At 68.5% G+C, this 20,248-nt stretch carries 15 protein-coding genes and 1 tRNA gene; 11 read left to right on the forward strand and 5 right to left on the reverse strand.

Features of this window, described 5'->3' with window-relative positions:
* The first annotated feature begins 112 nt into the window (after positions 1-112).
* The gene (locus ACH436_RS06480) at positions 113-6,715 is read left to right on the forward strand and encodes an RHS repeat-associated core domain-containing protein (RefSeq protein ID WP_430559378.1); all 6,603 of its coding nucleotides are present in this window, start codon (positions 113-115) and stop codon (positions 6,713-6,715) included.
* Positions 6,712-7,143, forward strand: coding sequence for an SUKH-3 domain-containing protein (locus ACH436_RS06485; protein WP_430559379.1), 432 nt, complete (start codon positions 6,712-6,714; stop codon positions 7,141-7,143). The genes ACH436_RS06480 and ACH436_RS06485 overlap by 4 nt, the downstream gene beginning before the upstream one ends.
* A gap of 222 nt (positions 7,144-7,365) precedes the next feature.
* Here the strand turns inward: ACH436_RS06485 and ACH436_RS06490 are convergent, their stop codons facing one another.
* Positions 7,366-8,112, reverse strand: a complete 747-nt coding sequence (locus ACH436_RS06490) for an XRE family transcriptional regulator (RefSeq protein ID WP_430559380.1) — start codon at positions 8,110-8,112, stop codon at positions 7,366-7,368.
* Between the two features lie 184 nt (positions 8,113-8,296).
* On the opposite strand from ACH436_RS06490, the gene ACH436_RS06495 reads away from it, so the two are divergent.
* From ACH436_RS06495 to xerC, 6 genes are read left to right on the forward strand one after another with little or no spacing between them, the layout of a single operon-like run.
* Positions 8,297-8,725: a plasmid replication, integration and excision activator gene (locus ACH436_RS06495; protein ID WP_430559381.1), complete on the forward strand. Its 429-nt coding sequence runs from the start codon at positions 8,297-8,299 to the stop codon at positions 8,723-8,725.
* The gene (locus ACH436_RS06500) at positions 8,725-9,111 is read left to right on the forward strand and encodes a hypothetical protein (RefSeq protein ID WP_430559382.1); all 387 of its coding nucleotides are present in this window, start codon (positions 8,725-8,727) and stop codon (positions 9,109-9,111) included. Before ACH436_RS06495 ends, ACH436_RS06500 begins: the two co-directional genes overlap by 1 nt.
* The gene (locus ACH436_RS06505) at positions 9,111-10,586 is read left to right on the forward strand and encodes an FtsK/SpoIIIE domain-containing protein (protein ID WP_430559383.1); all 1,476 of its coding nucleotides are present in this window, start codon (positions 9,111-9,113) and stop codon (positions 10,584-10,586) included. The genes ACH436_RS06500 and ACH436_RS06505 overlap by 1 nt, the downstream gene beginning before the upstream one ends.
* Positions 10,586-12,100 carry a replication initiator gene (locus ACH436_RS06510; RefSeq protein WP_430559384.1) on the forward strand — a complete coding sequence of 505 codons (1,515 nt, stop codon included), beginning with the start codon at positions 10,586-10,588 and terminating at the stop codon, positions 12,098-12,100. Before ACH436_RS06505 ends, ACH436_RS06510 begins: the two co-directional genes overlap by 1 nt.
* 32 nt (positions 12,101-12,132) lie before the next feature.
* Positions 12,133-12,342 (forward strand): helix-turn-helix domain-containing protein, encoded by a 210-nt coding sequence (locus tag ACH436_RS06515; RefSeq protein ID WP_430559385.1) that lies wholly within the window; start codon positions 12,133-12,135, stop codon positions 12,340-12,342.
* Positions 12,339-13,559 (forward strand): tyrosine recombinase XerC, encoded by a 1,221-nt coding sequence (xerC, locus tag ACH436_RS06520; RefSeq protein ID WP_430559386.1) that lies wholly within the window; start codon positions 12,339-12,341, stop codon positions 13,557-13,559. The genes ACH436_RS06515 and xerC overlap by 4 nt, the downstream gene beginning before the upstream one ends.
* Before the next feature lie 97 nt (positions 13,560-13,656).
* Here the strand turns inward: xerC and ACH436_RS06525 are convergent.
* The 3 genes from ACH436_RS06525 to ACH436_RS06535 form a co-directional block, all read right to left on the reverse strand.
* Positions 13,657-13,733: transfer RNA gene (locus ACH436_RS06525), tRNA-Pro, on the reverse strand.
* A 93-nt stretch (positions 13,734-13,826) separates the two neighbouring features.
* Complete coding sequence (locus ACH436_RS06530; protein ID WP_430559387.1) at positions 13,827-14,777, reverse strand: metallophosphoesterase; 951 nt, start codon at positions 14,775-14,777, stop codon at positions 13,827-13,829.
* Positions 14,762-17,188 (reverse strand): transglycosylase domain-containing protein, encoded by a 2,427-nt coding sequence (locus ACH436_RS06535; protein ID WP_430559388.1) that lies wholly within the window; start codon positions 17,186-17,188, stop codon positions 14,762-14,764. Before ACH436_RS06535 ends, ACH436_RS06530 begins: the two co-directional genes overlap by 16 nt.
* A 131-nt stretch (positions 17,189-17,319) precedes the next feature.
* Between ACH436_RS06535 and ACH436_RS06540 the strand changes: the two genes are divergently transcribed.
* Both ACH436_RS06540 and ACH436_RS06545 read left to right on the forward strand, forming a co-directional pair.
* Positions 17,320-17,484, forward strand: a complete 165-nt coding sequence (locus tag ACH436_RS06540) for a DUF4177 domain-containing protein (protein WP_139820690.1) — start codon at positions 17,320-17,322, stop codon at positions 17,482-17,484.
* Entirely contained in the window at positions 17,484-17,966 is a 483-nt protein-coding gene (locus ACH436_RS06545; RefSeq protein ID WP_430559389.1) for a RidA family protein, read from the forward strand. The genes ACH436_RS06540 and ACH436_RS06545 overlap by 1 nt, the downstream gene beginning before the upstream one ends.
* Positions 17,967-18,645: 679 nt before the next feature.
* Here the strand turns inward: ACH436_RS06545 and ACH436_RS06550 are convergent.
* A complete protein-coding gene (locus ACH436_RS06550; RefSeq protein WP_416345052.1) occupies positions 18,646-19,323 on the reverse strand; it encodes a Crp/Fnr family transcriptional regulator in 678 nt (225 codons plus the stop codon).
* A gap of 175 nt (positions 19,324-19,498) precedes the next feature.
* On the opposite strand from ACH436_RS06550, the gene nth reads away from it, so the two are divergent.
* Entirely contained in the window at positions 19,499-20,248 is a 750-nt protein-coding gene (gene nth, locus ACH436_RS06555) for an endonuclease III (RefSeq protein ID WP_430559390.1), read from the forward strand.

The following is a 20,248-nucleotide window of genomic DNA, read 5'->3' on the forward strand; positions in this document are numbered from 1 at the left end:
TCGGCGCCAGTTTCCGGTCTATACGAAGGGCACGAGTGTGCTGACATTTCGACGACGGGGCGAGTCCGCGGGTGGGTGGTCTCGGCGAGGCAAGCGCATCGTCGGACTAGGGGTGGTCCTGACGCTGGTGGGGCCGACAGCGGCCCCGGCCTGGGCGGACGAAGTCCCCAGCGTCGAAGAACGACAGTCGTGGTCGATCGACGAGATGCGCAAGTACCGCGACACGCTGGGCATTGAGTCTCAGGAAGTCGACCTGACGCCGTCACACGAGTCGACAGGTGCTCGCCCGACAGAGAACACAGCCGATGCAGTGGTGGACGCCTCGTCCACGGCTGAGCCCGTCGAGGAACCGGCGCCGGGGACGACCGTGATGGAGCTCGCTACCGGCAAGTCCGCGGCGGTGTCGGGGAAGGCCGGTGGGTTGCCGGTCGCCCTGCGCGCAGTCGGGAAGGACGCCGCGCAGGGGCAGGTGAAGGTGCATCACCTGGATCGGGGCGCAGCCGATCGCCTCGGAGCGGTCGGCCCGGTGGTCGAGCTCGTACCGGAGTCGGGCGAGCCCGGGACAGGCGCCCGTTCGGGGGAGTCTGCGGCGACGCGGGGCAGCGCGACCAGTGATGCGGGTGCGGCACCCGTACCTGAGACCGGCACGGGCGGGTCGGTAGAGGTGTCGATCGATGTTTCGCACTTGGCTGGTGCTGGGGACCTGCTGCAGCGCGCAACGCTCACGACGTTCCCGGGTTGCACAACCAACACCGAGGGGCCGGGCGTCAGCACCGACAAAGCCACACGGGACCAGCAGGGCTCGTGTCAGACGGGCACCCTGGCACGCGACGTGCAGTATGACCCCGAGACGCTGACGATCTCGGGCAAGGTGACCCTGCCCGCCACCGCACCGGTGGCCGGCGATGCTGATGCAGGGATCGAGAAGGCCTCCGACATCAGTGTGGCCAGCTCGCAGGCCAGCGAAGCAAGCCTGGTGGTGGCGGTCGTCGCCGACACCGCCGGCAAGACCGGAGATTGGGGTGCGACCTCGCTCGCGCCGTCGTCGAGCTGGAACGTCTCCACACAGACCGGGGCCTTCTCTTGGGCGTACCCGATGCGCACCCCCTCCGTCCCAGGCGGCCTGTCCCCGGACCTGTCACTCTCGTACAACAGCGCCTCGCTGGACGGGCGGGTGGCAACCACGAACAACCAGTCCTCGTTGATCGGCGACGGTTGGGAGGGCAGCTTCTCCGGGTACATCGAGCGAAAGTACGTCCCGTGTGCGGACGACCAGGCGGCCGTCGACGGGAAGGCCGCCAACAACGCGAGCCACGATTCCGGGGACCTGTGCTGGAAGTCGAACAACGCAACCCTGGTCTTCAACGGCAGCTCGACCGAGCTCGTGCGTGACGGCAACACGGAAACGTGGCGCCCGAAGAACGACAACAACTCGATCGTCACCCACGCCACTGGCGGCTGGAACACCGACAACGACACCGAGTACTGGACGCTGACCACCACTGACGGGACCAAGTACTGGTTCGGCCGGGACAAGCGCAGCGCCTCTGACACGGCCCTCGGCTCGTCATGGGTGACGCAGGTGTACGGCAACCATCCCGGCGAACCGTGCTACCAGGCCACGTTCGCTGCATCCGCGTGCAAGCAGACCTGGCGGTGGAACCTCGACTACGTCGAAGACACCTCAGGAAACACGATGACCTACCGGTACTCCAAGCAGAACAACAACTATGGCTACAACAACAACACCGGCGCGGTCGCCTATACCCGTAGCGGATGGCTGTCGTCGATCGAGTACGGCACCCGGGCCGGAGACCTGACCACGGCTGCGCCGGCTAAGGTCACCTTTGGCTATGCCGAACGGTGCCTCCCCACGAGCTCGTTCGACTGCGCGGACTCCAAGCTGACCGCGACGAACGCGGCGCACTGGCCGGACGTCCCCCAGGACCTGCTCTGTACCTCGAGCACGTCGTGCGCGAACGTGACCTCGCCCGTCTTCTTCGACCGCAAGCGACTGACGAACGTCACCACCCAGGTGCGTGTCGGCGGGGCATATGTCAACGCGGACACGTGGGACCTGACTCAGTCCATGCCAGACCCTGGGGACGGGTCCAACGCGACGGTGCGCCTGGAACAGGTTCTGCACACGGGCCGCAACGGTGCAGTGGCCGACAAGGCTTTGCCGGCGGTGACGTTCGGGTACGACCAGTATGAGAACCGGGTCAACAGCAGCACCGATCTCGGGCCGGCGATGAACCGGTACAGGCTGACCACGGTCCTGTCAGAGTCCGGCGCCCGCACCACGGTGGCGTATTCGGGGCGCGAGTGCAGCCCTTCAAACCTGCCGTCCGCGCCAGAGACGAACACGATGCGCTGCCAGCCGGTCTACTGGTCCCCGCGGGGCGACGCTGGACCGACCCTGGAGTATTTCCACCATTACCGCGTCGCGTCCGTGGTTGAGGACCCGCGCCTAGCGAACACCGCCCCCATCGAGACCCAGTACACCTACACAGGTGGGCCTGCGTGGCACTACGACGATAACCCGCTGGTGCGCCCGAAGTACCGCACCTGGGGGCAGCTGCGCGGGTACTCGACTGTGGACGTGCGCACCGGCGAGACAGGCAACGCTGAGGCGCCGCGGCTGCACTCGCAATACCGCTACTTCCGCGGCCTGCACGGGGACAAGAACGGCTCTGGCGGCACGCGTTCGGTGCAGGTCGACGGCATCAACGATCTCGATCAGTTCGCTGGGTCGCTGCGAGAGGAGATCACGTTCGACGGCAGCGTCGAAGTGTCGTCAACAACGTCGACTCCATGGCGCTCAGATGTCACCGCGACCGATCCTGAAGACGCGGACCGCAAGGCGTTCCACATCGGTATCCAGGAGATGGTGACCCGCACCGCAGCGCCCGCCCTGCCCGGTGGGCAGCGCACCACCAAGGTGACCACCGAATTCGACTCCTACGGCATGCCCATCAAGGTCTCTGACGCAGGCGACACGGCCAGGTCGGGCGACGAGCGTTGCACCACAACGACGTACCTCCGCAACACCGGCAAGAACATCCTTACCACCGTTCAGCGCGTCGAGACCCTCGCGGCCAGCTGCGCCGACAGCGCCAGCGCGACCAAGCCCGACGATGTCGTTTCTGACCAACGGTTCGGGTACGACGGCGCGGCAGTCGGCACCGCACCTACGATCGGCCGCGCAACATTGCGTCAGGAGGTCGGCACCTACGTGTCCGGGGCACCGCGGTATGTGAACGTCGAGAGATCGACGTACAACGCCTATGGCCAGCAGCTCACCTCGGTCGACGCGATGGGTGGAACCACCAGCACCGCATACACCACGACGGAGGGTCTGACGACTGCGGTCAAGACCACCAGTCCCGACCCGGACGGTACAGGCTCCCTGACCGCACATGTGACCACCACGGTCCTGGACCCCGTGCTCAGCGTGCCGACCAAGGTCACCGACGCCAACGGCAAGATCACCACCGGCACCTACGACGGCCTCGGCCGCCTGACCGCCGTGTGGGAACCGGGCCGAGTCCAGGGCACGCACACGGCTACCACCACGTACGCGTACACGGTGTCGAGCAGCGGTGCTAACGCTGTGGTGACCAAGACACAGAATTGGGACGCCTCGGCGTACGTGAGCTCGTCGGTGATCTACGACGGGCTCCTTCGTTCCCGCCAGACCCAGGCCCCGTCTGCGTCTGCGTCAGCCGCGGGCAGGGTCATCACCGACACCATGTACGACGCGCGCGGACTAGCGACGGTCGTGCGGGACGGATGGGCGACCACCGGAGCAGCGGGCGCGAGTCTCGTCATCGCCAACGGGGCCGTCGACTCACGCACCGTCACCCAGTACGACGGTGCCGGACGACCGATCAAGGAGACATTCCAGGTCGGCGGCGGTGAGAAGCCCGACGACAACACCAGCTACCTGCCCAAGTGGTCCACCAGCACGGCATATGAGGGCGACCGCGTGCACGTCGACCCCCCAGCCGGCGGGACGCCGACAACCACGATCAGCGACGCGCGCGGGAACACGACCGAGCTGCGCCAGTACACCGGGTCGGCGCCAAGCGGCACCAACCATGTCACGACCTACCGGTACGACACCGCCGATCGGCTGACGTCGGTCAGCGACCCCAAGGGCAACGCCTGGACCTACACCTACGACCTGCGCGGGCGCCAGATCGGCGCCTCCGACCCCGACAAGGGTGACTCGACCAGCACATATGACGACCTGGGGAACGTCGTCACCACCACCGACGCGCGGGGCAAGACCCTCGCCTACACCTACGACGCACTGGGCCGGAAGACCACCCTGCGCGACTCCAGCGCCACCGGGACGGTGCGTTCCCGGTGGGTGTACGACACAAAGGCCAAGGGGCAGCTGACCTCCAGCACCCGTGTAGACAGCACAGACGAGTACACGACGACGATCGGCGGGTACAACGACCAGTACCTCCCGACCTCGCAGACCGTGACGCTGCCCGCATCGCTGGGCGCGGTCTCGGGGACCTACACCAGTCAGTTCATCTACACGCAGGACGGCCGCCTGCGTGGCCAGTCCATTCCCGCAGCTGGCGGTTTGAAGGAAGAGAGGATGACCGTCTACTACTCAGCTGTTGCGGGCACCAACGCGGCCAGCGGCTTGTCCGGTGGTGCGGACTTCGGCGTCTACGTGGCTGAGGCGGACTACCTGCCCACCGGCGAGGTGTCCTACCTCGACCTGGGCACCACATACGCCTACCAACAGGCAATGTATTACCAGACCGGAACCCGGCGCCTCACCGGGGTGACGACGACCCAGGAGACCGGAAACCCCGACGACCAGCTGCACGAGCTGCAGCACCTGGCGTACTCCTACGACGACGCAGGGAACGTCCTGTCGGTGAAGGACACGCCTGAACTGGGTGGACAGCCGACCGATCAGCAGTGCTTCGACTACGACTGGACACGCCGCCTGACCGACGCGTGGACGCCCGCAAACGGAGACTGCACTGCGGCACCGTCAGTCGCCGGGTTGGGTGGCGCGCAGGCGTACTGGAAGTCGTACAGCTACGACGTGATCGGTAACCGCACCAGCACCGTCCTGCACCGCCCGACATCCGCCGGCGGCGACCTGACCAGCACCTACACCCGGCCGGCCTCCGGCGACTCCTCGACCCGCCCGCACGCAGTCACCTCGGTCACCGCCAAGACGACCGACCAGACCCTGGGGACCTCGTCCTTCACCTACGACCCGGCCGGCAACATGACCGGCCGCACCGTCGCCGGCGAAGCACCGCAGACCCTGACTTGGGACGCCGAGGGCGAGCTAGCCAGCGTCGCGGCGGACCAGGACACCGACGGCACAGTCGAGCCCGCCGAGTCGGACGAGTACCTGTACTCCGCCGATGGCGACCGGCTGGTGCGTCATCAGGGCGGCACAACCACGGTGTACCTGCCGGGACAGGAACTCACTGTCTCGGCCGCCGGGACCGTGTCCGCGACGCGGTACTACACCTTCGCCGGGCGAACGGTCGCCGTACGGACGGGATCATGGTTCGACGACGTGTGGTCAGTGATCGCCGATCCGCAGAACACGGGTGCCCTGCAGGTGCGGAATGTCTCGGGAACGGTCTTGCGGCGATACCAAGATCCGTTCGGAGCCGACCGCGCCAGCGCAGCCGGCACCCACGACGAAACCAGCGGAACCGAGACAACCTGGGTTGGCGACCACGGGTTCCTTGACAAACCACAAGACACTTCCGGACTAACGCAGGTTGGTGCTCGCTACTATGATCCGGTCCTCGGCGCATTCGTCAGCGTTGACCCGATCATGGACCTGGCCAAAACTCAGCAATGGCACGGGTACGCCTACTCCTCCAACAACCCGACAACCTGGTCAGACCCCAGTGGTCTGCGCGAGGTTGCGAATGACGGGTTGAACAACGACTCATCGGAAGATGCCAAAAAAGCGGTCGCCCATACCACCAAGGGTGGCGGTTGGGGTTCCCTGCCGCCCGTCAAGTATGGCCCGCCCAACCCAGGCGTCAGTACAAGTGCCGGTTCCACTGGAGGGAATGGATCTAGCAGTTCTCCGGGCGCGACCGCGGAACCCGCGGAATCGAGTAAGTTCAGCATTGCTGATGCTGGTCACGTCGGTCTTGACGCTCTAGGCTTGATCCCCGCGCTGGGCTTCGTACCTGACCTGGTCAACTGCGCCTGGTACGGGGCCAGTGGAGACGCGGGGAACGCGGCATTCTCCTGCGGGGCCGCGATCCCGATAGTCGGCGACGTGGCCATGGTGGGGAAGTATACTTTCAAGGGCACTAGCGCTGTCATTAGTGCCGCAAATACCGCGAAGTCGACGGCAGAGGCGGCCGCGGCCGCACGTGTCGCTGCGGGTGGTCGTCGGATTCCGACGGCTACCGCGGTGGCGGTTGATCCAGTGACCGGTCGCGTCGCGGTAGGGTTCTCTGGAGAGAAGCTGGCACCGCCGGCTGCGTTGAACTCCCGTTTGCCAGATCCGTCTTTGGAACCGTGGGCTGTGAACAACTGCGCTGAGGCCGCCGCCTGTACGCGGATGCTTGAGGGAATCACCGAAATTGGAGAGCAGGCTGCGATGCTTGATCGCTTGCAGATCTACACGGTTCGCACAAAGACGGGTGAGTTCTTCCCGCCATGTGGTAACTGCGCAACCTGGGTGCCGGGGCAATGACGAGCGCGCAGGATTTGCTACTTCGCTCCGGATGGACGCCTAACCGACACGTTGATGTGGAAGGCATGGCCGCGAAGTTGAAAGCGGCGGGTCACCTCGTGATCCCGACGGCTAGGGTGTTCCTCGCCGAGTTCTCAGGGCTCGTTATCGCGTATCAGGAAGGTCGAAGTGCTCTGCGCATCGACGGGAACAAAGCTGCGCTCCATGCAGATCCTGATTGGTGCGAGGCGTATGCGGAAGGTATTGGCCGAGCAGTGACGCCAGTTGGCGAGTACTCACACATGACCCTTGTCATTGACGAGTCTGGCGCCTTCTGGGGTGGCTTCGACGCGAATTACGGGCTCATGGGTGAGACCATCACCGAGGTCATTCAGGCGTTGCTGATCGATCCAGGATCACGGCAACTCGATCATCTGGTCCACGACTAGTGGTCAGTTCGACGGATGTTCCAGGCCATGGTTGCTGCCTAAATGGCGAAGGACCTTCGGTACGGAAGATCGACGGCGTTGGGCCACAATCGCGATCAGCCTGGGGCCAATGAGCTCAACCATAAGAGGCGGCGGTGGTGGCTACGCACGGTTTCGTCGCTTCAGGTGCTCTCATTGCATCGATCGCACTGCTGGTGCGGCGGCAAGAGCTTGTCGACTAGGTCAGCCCGTTCCCGGACTTGACGAATGCCACGTGCGGTCGAACGACTCCAAGTAATGGTCGAAGAGCTTGCCTCCAGCAATGCGCTGAAGGTGCAGGATCGGTGAGTGTCCGGCTGGGGCGCCGAGGGCGTGCGGGTTGACCAGGAGCGTGTTATCGAACCGGAAGAGCGAGGCGTAGACGGTGCTGTCGTGCTGGCGCGCTTGAATGCCCGCGACTCCGTCGAGAAGTGGTGCAAGGTAGTTCCAGGTCAGTCGGCACCGGGCAGCCATGAGGTCGCCGATGCCCTCCTCCTTGCCGCGTAGCTCGACTGCTCGGCTGTCCGGGTCGCCGAACAGCAGCCGGATTCGTACACCGGCCGCGGCGCGCGTCTCGATGCGTTCACCGAACTCGGGGATCCCGTCGTGCAGGAAGGACCCGGCGAACGCGAGGATATCGATCGCCTCGGTGGCGGTGTCGATGAGCTCCTCCCACATGGAGATGGGGAGGGCGCCGCGACTCGGGTAGACGTCGACGAGCTCTGCGCGGGTGGCTGACTTCGTTCGTGGATCGGCCTCGGTCGATGGCCAGAGATACCCGGGCGTCTTGCCGACGATCCGCGCCGCGTTCATGCGGTGGGACAGGTACGGCATCCGGTCCTTGGTGATCCAGCGTTCGACGGTCTTGGGATCGACACCGAGCTGGTCGCTGAACTCCTGGAGCGAGAAGCCGGCGTCGGTGATGGCTGCGCGCAGTCGTTCGTTCGTCATGACGCCTCCAGAGGCGAGGAGTAGCCGTGCACTGCGAGGGGCGTTGCGGGACGTCTTGCTCATCGTAGGACGTCCCAAGACGTCCCGCTAGGTGGTGGTGTCGTCCCCGCTGTAGCCGGTCTCGTGGTGAGTGGGCATCCAGCCCGAACTGGAATGAACACGGAACCACCAAGGAGACGAGATCATGGCAATCGCCAAGCGGTTCGAGATCGCGCACGAGGCGGTGTTCCCCCAGGGCGCCTACCTGCGCGGGGATGTGGAGCCCGTCGCCGACTTTCAGGCCGAGAAGCGGCCGGACGGCTCGCGGCCCCAGCAGCGCGACAAGGAGACCGGCCTCCTGCTGTGGCAGTGCACGGTCATCGACGGCGATGACGACGCCAACCGGCGTGAGCTCGGCGTGTCGATCAAGTTCGCCGCCCAGGTTCAGCCAGTGCCGCCGAAGAACACCTCGCCGATGCCGTGGACCCCGGTGACGTTCGTGGGGCTGACGGCGCTCCCGTACGTTGACGACTCCGGGAACCGGCCCCGGATCGCGTGGTCATTCCGCGCACAGGGCTTCGCACCGGCAGGACAGGAGCAGGCCAAGCCCGGAGACCAGAAGGCGGCTGCCTGATGTCCACGGGAGGCGTCGGGCAGGCCCTCGACACATCGGTCGAGATCGGGCCGACTGTCCCGGAACTGCTGACCATGGCGGCGGACATCGTCGGAATGGTCGATGGCGGGGTCACCACCGTCCAGGTGGGCCACGGAGGAGTCCTGTTGCACGTCGCCTCCCAGACCGCCGCGGAGTACCTCGCGTGGCGCCTCGGACTGGACCAGGTGCTCGACCTCGCAACCTCCCACGCTGACCACGTCTTCGCGGTGTGGAAGGGCGGCCGGTGGCCTGAGGCGCATTTCCGCGTGTTCTGCGACGCCGAGCCGGTACGGCCCTTGCGAGCCTTCCCACGAGGTGAAGGTCGCACCTCCGCGGACACCGCCATCGTGAACGGTGCGACGTGATGTCCGGCGTGGGCGTCACCGGTCTCGTGCTCGGACGGGTCGGTCACGCGTTCTGGAGCTCCGTGACCTGGACGGTTCAGTCGTGGCGGGTGATCCTCGTCTGCCTCGTGGTCGGTGACCTTCTGATGATTGCCGACCACGAGGCAATCGGGATCGCGGTGCTCCTGCTCGTCCCGGTGTGGAGCACCCTCCGGGCGGCCTGGGACGCCATTAGCCCGTTGACCTACGAGGCGGTCCTCGGCGGGCCGGTGCGTCGTCGAGCCTGGCGCCGTCGGGTCCGCAGGGAGTGGGCTCGGGTCGCCGAGCGGTGCGGGCTCGCTTGGCCGTGGGAGAACGACGAATCGCAACGTGTTCCTCGCCTGCTCGACGTCCGCACGAGCGGGAACACGCTGACACTTCGGGTTCGCGCCGCCGTCGGGCAGACCGTCGAGGACGTCGACGGAGCTGTCGAGGCGATCGCTACCGCGTTCGAGGCGGAGTCGGCTGAATCGCGCCGGATCGCTCCGGGTGTCGTCGAGATCGTGCTGATGATGCGGGAGCTGCTGCACGAGCCGTCAACACCTTCCCTTCCCGAGAGCATCGAGACCGGTGCCGTCACGCTGGGCCGGCGTTCGGACGGTTCGCCGTGGCGGCTCGAGCTCGCAGGGCGGCACACCCTCGTCGTCGGACGTTCCGGTGCAGGCAAGGGCTCGATCTTCTGGGGCATCGCCGGGAACCTCGCTCCAGCGGCGAACGCTGGCCTGGTCCGGCTCTGGGGGATCGATCTCAAGGGCGGCGTCGAGGTCGCGGTGGGCGCGGGGATGTTCACTTCCGTCGCGATGGACGAACGGGCGGCGCTCGAGCTCCTCAACTCGCTGCACGGTGTGATCGGCGAACGGCAGGCGACCATGCGCGGGCGAACTCGGCAGTTCGAGCCGTCATCGGGCGACCCGGCGCATGTGCTGCTGATCGACGAGCTCGCAGTGCTGACCGGCTACGCCTCGCGTGACGTCGTCAACGAGGCGACGACGCTGCTCAAACGGATCCTCACCCAGGGACGCGCACTCGGCGTGATGGTCGTGGCCTTCGTGCAGGACCCGCGCAAGGAGACCGTGGGCATGCGCGAGCTCTTCACCCAGACGATCGCCCTGCGGCTCGCCTCGACGTCGGAGACCCGCATGGTCCTCGGTGACGGGTACGGCGACCTCGCACCGGCGCACCGCATCGACCGGACCATGCCCGGGGTCGGCTACGTCGTGCGCAACGACGGTGAAGTCGAGCGGGTGCGCGCCGACTTCTGGCCCGACGACGTCATCCGGCTGGTCGCGGGCACCTTCCCGGCTGTGGTCGAGCGTGCGTCGGAGGACCAGGAACAAGCGGGCTCTGAGGCTGATGAGGCACAGGAAATGGGGGAGCTCGTCTCGATCGTCGAACCGCCTTCTGACCGCCCCTCACCCCGCACGCCGCGTGGCCCCAGGGATCCTGAGGCGGCGTGATGACGGCGGCGGCAGGCTTCCCCGGCTTCGGGCCGGAGGCACCACTCGACCTGGGCGACCTCGCTCTGGCCGATGCGGAGTCCATCGTGGGCCGCCTCGCCGACGGCACTATGCCCGCCCTCGCCGCCACGCTCGCCAAGGTCGGCAACTGCGCCCATCCCGTCCGCCTCGTCGGCAGCTCGGACACCGTCGACACTCGGACGGGCGAGCTCAGCACCTTTCGGTCGGCCGACGAACCGATGGGGATGCTGTTCAAGCCCTGCGGCAACCGGCGCGAGGAGGTGTGCCCCTCGTGCTCGCGCATCTACGCGCGAGACACCTTCGAGCTCATCTCGACCGGCCTGCACGGCGGCAAGGGCGTCCCGACAGAAGTCAGAAGCAACCCGCTGCTGTTCGTGACTCTGACCGCACCGTCGTTCGGGGCCGTGCACCGTGCCCGCGACGGCAAGCAGCCCTGCCGCCCCCGTGCTCGCCACGGCGTGTGCCCGCACGGTCTCCCGTTGACCTGCTGGGCCCACCACGACGCCGGCGAGCCTAGTGTCGGTGCCCCGTTGTGCCGGGACTGCTACGACGTCGAGACTGCCGCCGTCTGGCAGTGGCACGCGCCCGAGCTGTGGCGCCGATTCACCATCGCGCTGCGGCGGCAGCTCGCCGTGGAGCTCGGCGTGAGGGAACGCGACCTGAAGGACCATGCGCGGCTCGAGTACGCCAAGGTCGCCGAGTTCCAGGCACGCGGCCTGGTCCACTTCCATGCGCTCGTGCGGATCGACGGACCTGATGGTCCAGGATCCCCGGCTCCCGTGGGTGCCTCCGGGTTGCAGGACGCGATCCGTGAGGCTGCGGCCGGCGTCTCCTGCCCTGCCCCGCCGGTCGACGACGTCGACGTCGAGCGTCTCCTGTGCTTCGGCACCCAGACCGACGTACGGGTCGTGCGGGACGGACCTGCGGCGAGGGAGCAGATCACTACCGAGCAGGTTGCCGCGTACCTCGCGAAGTACTCGACCAAGTCGACCGGTGTCGATCCCCGACGCCCGGCCCCGCACCTCGAGCGGATCATCGACACCTGCAGAGCTCTCGCGACCCGAGCCCTCGCCGGCTGCGAGTTCGAGTGCGGCGAGCGGGTCAACGACCGTAACGCGAGTATCTGTGGGGACTGCTCCCGGAACCCGTACGCCCTGCTCGGCCGCTGGGCGCTCATGCTCGGGTTCCGTGGTCACTTCTCGACCAAGTCGCGTCGCTACTCCGTCACCCTCGGGGCGCTGCGACGTGCTCGTCGCCGCTTCCAGCGCATGACGGCGGAGCAGCCCCATACGGGAGACGTGCTCGACGTCCGCGAGCTCGAGGAACAGCTCATGGCCGACGACGAGGAGGCCACCATCGTGATCGGTAGCTGGGCCTACGAGGGGTCAGGCTGGCCTCGCACGGGGGACAAGGCACTCGCCGACGCCGCTGCCGCCCGGGCCCGCGAGTACGCCACGTGGCGAGCCGACCAGCGCAACGACCGCCCGGCCTGATCGCCGGCCAACCGAGGACTCGAGGGGGAGCGATGACCAAGCACGAGACGCTCGTCATGAGCGAGATCGCCCCGGTGCTCTACCGGGTGGAGGAAGCGGCTGAGGCACTGAGGATCGGCCGGACCGTCGTCTACGAGCTGATCCGCTGCGGCAGGCTCCGCACGGTGAAAGTCGGCACGCGGCGTCTGGTGCCGGTGGAGGCCGTGGCCGAGTACGTGGCGAGCCTGGACGGTGCGACATGACCGAGCCGGAGGAGAAGAAGCCGAGACGGGCGCGCGGGGAAGGCACCGTCTACTGGGACAAGCGGCTGCAGCGGTTCGTCGCGACCCGGATCGTCGGCTACGACGACCGCGGCAAGGAGATCCGGAGGAAGGGCTCGGGCAAGTCCCGGTCGGCCGCGACGGAGGCGCTCAAGCGTCGGGTCCGAGACTACGAAGCTGGGCTCGCTGCCGGGTCGGACAGGCTGACCGTCGCAGACTCCGTCAAGGACTGGCTGCTCTACGGGCAGGGCCAGGTCGACGACGCGACCGTCAGGAAGCACGAGTACATGTGTGCGCACATCGAGGCAGGAATCGGCGATGTCCTCCTCCGCAAGCTCACGGCCAAGCACGTCGAGAAGCTGCTGGAGTCTCTGGTCGCGACCCACTCGACCCGGACCATCACTGACGTGAAGGCGTGCCTCAACGCCGTCGTGAAGCGGGCGATGGCGCGCGACCTCCTGGAGCGGAACGTCGTCGAGCTCGTGGTGACGCCCCGGGGTGTGACCGGCAGGAAGTCGAAGTCTCTTTCCGACAGACAGGCGCTCGACGTCCTCATGCTCACCAAGGGTCATTGGATGTACCCGTACATCGTCGTCTCGATGCTCGTCGGGATCCGGACCGAGGAGATGCGCGCGCTGACGTGGGACCGGGTCGACCTCGAGGGTGAGCCGCCGACAATCGCCGCCTGGCGCTCGGTGCGGAAGTCCGGAGACACGAAGACAGAGAAGTCGCGGCGCACCCTCGCGATGCCCGAGCTCGTTGCCGACGTCCTCCGTCGGCGACATCGCGACCAAGCTGCCGACAAGGTGAAGGCTGGAAGCTCGTGGACGGAGCACGGCCTCGTGTTCACGACGACACTCGGCACAGCGCTGGACGCAGCCAACGTGCGCCGTGGGTTCCGGTCAGCTCTCAAGCTGGTGCCCGGGATCGACCCTGCCGAGTGGACGCCGCGCGAGCTACGGCACTCGTTCGTCTCGCTGATGTCTCTGGGCGGCGCGGCGGTCGAGAAGATCTCCGACGTCGTCGGGCACTCGGACACGTCGACCACGGAACGGATCTACCGGCACGAGCTGCGACCTGTGATCCAGGACGGCGCGACGTTCATGAACTCGTTCGCCACCATCGAGGTCGTCGCCCCCGACTGGCACATGGAACCGCTGTTCAAGATGCCGGGAGACGGACGTACTTCGCAGGCGTAAGCCCCCAGTTAAGCCCCCAGCGGCCGTTCCGGGGTGCCAGCGGGCAAAGCAAGAGGCCCTCTGATCAGCGTTTCCGCTGTTCAGAGGGCCTCTCGGCTGGTCGGGGTGACAGGATTTGAACCTGCGACCTCTTCGTCCCGAACGAAGCGCGCTACCAAGCTGCGCCACACCCCGAAGGACTTGCTCCCACGCCTCGGGACCTACGTCCTCGTGCGGAAGCCTGCCCAGAATAGCCGACGATCGCGCCTGGACGAAAACGAGATCCGGCTACCGGGCGGTGAACGTGAGCAACGTCGCCTCCGGGCGGCACGCGAAGCGCACCGGGGCGTACGGCGAGGTGCCCGCACCGGCCGACACGTGCAGCCACGCGGAGCCCCCGCCGCCCGTCTCGTCGGGGCGCGGACCGGGCCATCCGTGCAGGCCGCTGGCCCGTCGGCGGTCGATGTCGCAGTTGGTGACGAGCGCGCCGAATCCGGGCAGCCGTAGCTGGCCGCCGTGCGTGTGGCCGGCGAGGACGACGTCCGCGCCGTCGGCGTGCATCCGGTCGAGCACGCGCCGGTACGGGGCGTGCGTGACGCCGAGGTGCAGCACAGCGCTGTCGGCGTCCGCCTGCGCTTCGTCGGTCGTCGCCGACGCCGGCGGGAAGTCGTCGCGGTCCAGGTGCGGGTCGTCCACGCCCACGAGGGACAGCAGACGCCCGTCGGCCTCGACCGTGTCACGACGGTTGGTGAGGTCCCGCCAGCCCGCGGCGACCATTGCGCCGGCCAGCTCCTCGGACGGCAGCTCGGCCGGTCGTGTGTGCACGATCCGGGTGTCGCGCCGTAGGTACCGCGCGGGGTTCTTCGGCACGGGCGCGTAGTAGTCGTTCGAGCCCATGACGAACGCGCCGGGCGCGGTGGTGAGCAGGGGGGTGAGCGCCTCCAGCAGCGGCCCGAGTGCGTCGCGGTGCGCCAGGTTGTCCCCGGTGTTCACCACCAGGTGCGGCTCGTACTCGGCCAGCGACTGCACCCAGGCGATCTTGCGGCTCTGCGACGGCGTGAGGTGCAGGTCCGACACGTGCAGCACGCGCAGGTCGGGCTCGCCCGCGGGCAGCACCGGGACGGTCGCCCGGCGCACCGTGAAGAGCTTGGTCTCCAGGTGGGCGTAGCCGAGACCCGCGACGCCGGCGGCGACGAGCCCGCCCGCGACCTGCCAGCCGGCGGTCAGTTGTCGCCCCACGCGTCGCCGAGCGACTCCCAGTCGCCGTCCTGGACGGCGTCCCAGGCGGCCGCGGCGTTGCCGTTGCCGTTCCCGTTCCCGTTGCCGTTCCCGTTGCCGTTCCCGTTGCCGTTCCCGTTGCCGTTCCGGCCCCGGTCGTTGCCCTCGTCGCCCTGGGGCGCCTCGCCGCCGCCGTCGTCACTGCCGCCGTCACCCTCGTCGGCGGAGCTGTCCCCGCCGTCGTCGGGCGTGGACGGCCGGATCGCGCCGACCCCGATCATGTCGGGGTCCGGGCTGCCGAAGTCCTTGACCTCCAGGTCGGCGACGGCCTGGTCCATGTACTCCTTCCAGGCCGGCGCGGCGATCGTCGAGCCGTACAGGATGCGGTGGTACTGACCGTTCACGACGTTGCCGCTGGTGTGGTCCTCGTTCGGCCGGTCGGCGTTTCCGACCCACACGGACGTGGACAGGTTGGGCGTGAAGCCGGTGAACCAGGTCTGCGCGGACAGCTGGGAGGTACCCGTCTTGCCCGCCACCGGGCGGCCGTCGGAGAGCCCGCCGAGGGCACGTGCCGTACCGGTGCCCGAGAACACCCGCTCCATGGCGTACACGACGGTGTTGGCCACGTCCTCCGGCAGGGCGTCCTTGTTGCACTCCGCGTCGGGGACGTCGTACTCCTTGCCCCCGGGGCCGGTGATGCTCGTCATGGCGATCGGCGAGCAGTAGGTACCACCGCTGGCCAGCGTCGCGTAGGCGGCAGCCTGGTACAGCGGCGTCGACTCCTGCGTGCCGATGATCATCGGCGCCTGGATGTCGATGTCCGACTCCTTGGGGGCGGTCACGACACGCCCGCCGTCCTGGACGGACCGCGTGGGGCGGAAGCCGATGTCCCACGCCGTGCTGCGCAGCTTGCACAGGTCGAGCTGGTAGCCCATCGCCGCGTACGCGGTGTTGACCGACTCGTACGTGGCCTCGAGGGCGGAGATGTACCCCACCTCGACGCCCTCGGAGTTCGCGGGCGCCCACGGCTCCGCGGCCGCGAGGTTGCCGACGCAGGGGGTCTGGAAGTCCTGGGGCCAGCGCGCGGTCTTCGTGGCGTTCACCCGCTCGCTCAGCGTGTGGCCCTCCTTCAGCCACTCGGCCAGCACGAACGGCTTGAAGTTCGAGCCGACCTGGAAGCCGCCGGACGCGCCGTGCGTCGGGTCCGCCGAGTAGTTCACGCGGGTGGTGTTCTCGCCGCCCTCGGACGGGGTGTACGGGATGTTCTGCGCCATCGCCAGGATCTTGCCCGTGCCGGGCTCGACCGACGCGATCGCGGACTGCAGACCGCTGGAGTCGCCGGGGTTCACGGCGTTCTTGGCGGCAGCCGCCGCAGCCTTCTGCTTCTTCGGGTCCAGCGTGGTGTGGATCTCGAGGCCGCCGCGGTACAGCAGCTGCTGCCGCTCGGCCTTCGTCTCGCCGAACACCGGGTTGGTGACGATCTCCTTGGTGACGTAGTCGCAGAAGAACGCGGAGTCGCCGGCGGCGGCGCACCCGATCTCGGTCGGGTTGACGTCGAGCGACTTCTTGATCGACGTCGCCTTCGCCTCGTCGCGCTCCTCGGTGGAGATGTAGCCGAGCTTCCACATGTTCTGCAGCACGAGGTCGCGGCGCGCCTTCGCCTCCTCCGGGTTCACCGTGGGGTCGAAGCGGCTCGGCGACTTCGTGATGCCGGCGATCGTGGCCGCCTCGACGATGCTGAGCTCGGAGGCGTGCTTGTCGAAGTAGTAGCGGGCCGCGGCCTCGACGCCGTAGATGCTCCGCGAGCCGAACTGGGCGGCGTTGAGGTAGCCCTGCAGTACCTCGTCCTTGCTCATCGTCTTCTCGAGGGAGATGGCCATCTTCGCCTCGGTGAGCTTGCGGGCGACCGAGTCCTCGCTGGCCTTGATGACGGCGAACTGGTCGCCGTCCTGCAGCGCCTGGTCGATGAGCATGTTCTTCACGTACTGCTGCGTCAGCGTGGACGCGCCCTGCGTGGCGTGGCCGGCCACGTTGTTGGCCAGCGCTCGCGTCATGCCCTGCACGTCGATGCCGCCGTGCTCGTAGAAGCGCTCGTCCTCGATGGAGATCACGGCGTGCTGCATCGGCTCGGAGATCTCGTCCAGCGGCACCACGATGCGGTTCTGCGCGTAGAACGTGGCGAGCAGCTTCCCGTTCGCGGCATAGATGCGCGACTGCTGCGACATCGGCCGCGGCTCCAGCTCCGCCGGCACCTCGTCGTAGATCTCGACGGTGCTGTCCGCGGCTGCGTTCACGCCCGCGACCGCGGGGATGACCAGCCCGGCGGCGAGCACGCCGCCGACACCGGCCGCGAGGACGAACGCGAGCAGCAGGGCGACGAGCTGCGTCGCCGGCATCGTGCGCGTGATGCGGCGAGGGTCGGATTTGGCCATGCCCACCAGGGTACGGGCTGCACCCGAGGCGGCACGGCCACGACGCCGGCCGCGCTGTGCAGATCGTGTGGACCCGTCGTGGGAGCGCCGGGACGTCGGCGGCGGGCGCGGTCGCTGGTTACGATCGCGGCATGGCTACCACGTGGGAGTACGCGACCATCCCCCTGCTGATCCACAACACCAAGGCGATCCTCGACCAATGGGGGGCCGACGGGTGGGAGCTCGTCCAGGTCGTCCCCGGCCCCGACAGCACCAACCTGGTCGCCTACCTCAAGCGCCCCTCCGGCGGCCAGTGATGAGCACGACCGGCGGTGCCTCGCCCGAGGCCCGCCTCGCCGAGCTCGGCATCTCCCTCCCCGACGTCGCAGCGCCCGTCGCGGCCTACGTTCCCGCCGTCCGCTCCGGGAGCTACGTCTACACGGCCGGCCAGCTGCCGTTCGTCGACGGCGCGCTGCCGGTGACCGGCAAGGTGGGGGAGGGTGACGGCCTCGTCGCCCCCGACACCGCCGCCGACCTGGCGCGCACCTGCGCCCTCAACGCCCTCGCCGCCGTGCGCTCCCTCGTGGGCACGCTCGACGGCGCGCGGATCGTCAAGGTGACGGGCTTCGTCGCCTCCGACCCGTCGTTCACCGGCCAGCCCGGCGTCATCAACGGCGCGTCGAACGTCCTCGGCGAGATCTTCGGCGACGCGGGCGTGCACGCGCGCTCTGCCGTGGGGGTCGCGGTGCTTCCGCTCGACTCTCCGGTCGAGGTGGAGCTGGTCGTCGAGCTTTCTTGAGTTTCGGTCCGCTGCTTCTGGTTGCGGACGCGGGTGGGGACGAGGTCCTTCGCCAGGTCGCGTTCACGGGCCCCAGGGGGCCCTCCACTTCGGGACTTCTACGACCTGGCGAAGGACCTCGTCCCCACCCGCTCCTGCACCGGCTCGCGCGCTTCGTCTCGATCGCGCTCGACGTCGGTACTTGCGGCCGTCGCGCGACGAACGGCCCGAGTCGCGCAGCGAAGACCGCGGCGCCTCCGCACCAGGGTCGGCTCGCGGCGTGCCGCGGCCCAGAGGCGCGAGGGTGAGGTGGCCAGGCGGAGGCTCACCGCGCACACTTCGGCTCCGGGGGCGGCTCGTGTCGGGCACGGCTCCCGGCCGGGGTACAGCACCGGCAGACCCCCCACGGCGAGCGAGCGCGCCGCCCACCGGCCATGCGCGACGTCGCGCAGGCCAGGCCACGTGGCGCGGGAGAGGCGTGCAGGCGACGCAAGTACCGCCGTCGTGCAAAAGAGGCGGTGAGACGACAGCAGAGCAGGCGGGAGGGGCGTTCTTCGCCGGGTCGTAAGAAGTCCCGAAGTGGAGGGCGCCCTGGCGCCCGTGAACGCGACCCGGCGAAGAATGCCCCTCCCGCCTGCGTCAGCAAGCTGGTGACGGAAGCGAGCGAGGTGACGGCCGCAACCCACGCGGCCGCAAGGAACTAGCGAGCCCGCCGCTCCAGACGGTCGATGTCGAGCAGGACGACCGCGCGACCCTCCCGGCGCACCCAACCGCGCGTCGCGAAGTCCGCCAGCGCCTTGTTGACAGTCTCGCGCGAGGCGCCGACGAGCTGGGCGAGCTCCTCCTGCGTGAGGTCGTGCGCCACGCGGATGCCGTCGTCGTTGGGCTCGCCGAAGCGGGCGGACAGGTCGAGGAGGGCCTTGGCGACGCGGCCGGGGACGTCGGAGAAGACGAGGTCGGCGAGGGTCTCGTTGGTGCGGCGCAGGCGGCGGGCCAGGGCGCCGAGCAGGGTGGTGGCGACGCTGGGGTGCGCGGCGATCCACTGCACGAGGGCCTGGTGGCGCAGCTCGTAGACGAGCGCGTCGGACACGGACGAGGCCGTCGCGGTGCGGGGGCCCGGGTCGAACAGGGACAGCTCGCCGAACATCTCGCCGGGGCCGAGGATCGACAGCAGGTTCTCCCGGCCGTCGCTCGACCGGCGGCCGAGCTTGATCTTGCCCTGGGCGATGACGTAGAGCCGGTCGCCGGGCTCGCCCTCGCGGAAGAGGACGTCCCCGCGGGTCAGCTCGACCGGGACCATGGACTCGAAGAGCGCCTTCGTCTCCTCGGATTCCATGTCCGCGAAGAGAGGGGCGGAGAGCACGACGGTGTCGTCCACAGGATTCCTCACCTGGTTCGGGGGCGGCCGTCCCGGGTCGGGTGCGGCCGTCCGGAGGTTGTCAAGAGGGTGTGTTCCGGTTCTCAGTCTGCCTCACCCCACCAAATCGCGGCGCGACGAAGCGCCGTGGGGCGGTGACCGCGCTCGTGTGGGCGGGCGTGGCTACGCTCGCATCGTGCCGACGACGCCTGCCTCCTCGACCGCTCGTTCGTCCGACGAGACCCCCACGGGGGAGTCGCGCGTCGCGCTGGTGCGGCGTGCGCGTCGCATCGACCGTGAGCTGGCGTCGACCTACCCGGACGCGCGCGCGGAGCTGGACTTCACGACGCCGCTGGAGCTGCTGGTGGCGACGGTGCTGTCGGCGCAGACCACGGACGTGCGGGTGAACGCGACGACGCCGGCGATCTTCGCGCGGTACCCCGACGCGGCGGCGTACGCGGGCGCGGACCCCGCGGAGATGGAGGAGCTGTTCAAGCCGCTGGGCTTCTTCCGGGCCAAGACGCGCTCGATCATCGGGCTGGGGCAGGCGCTGGTCGAGCGGTTCGACGGCGAGGTGCCCGGCCGGCTCGACGACCTGGTGACGCTGCCGGGCGTGGGCCGCAAGACGGCGAACGTGGTGCTGGGCAACGCGTTCGGCGTCCCGGGGATCACGGTGGACACGCACTTCGGCCGGCTGGCGCGCCGGTTCGGCTGGACCGACCAGGAGGACCCGGTCAAGGTCGAGCACGAGGTGGGGGCGCTGTTCCCGAAGAAGGACTGGACCATGCTGAGCCACCACCTGGTGTGGCACGGACGGCGGCGGTGCCACGCGCGGCGGCCGGCGTGCGGGGCGTGCCCGGTGGCGCGCTGGTGCCCGTCGTTCGGCGTCGGGGAGACGGACCCGGTCGCCGCCGCCAAGCTGGTGAAGCCGGGGCCGCGGGGCTGA

The organism is Isoptericola sp. NPDC019693, from assembly GCF_044389085.1.
GTDB lineage: Bacteria > Actinomycetota > Actinomycetes > Actinomycetales > Cellulomonadaceae > Isoptericola.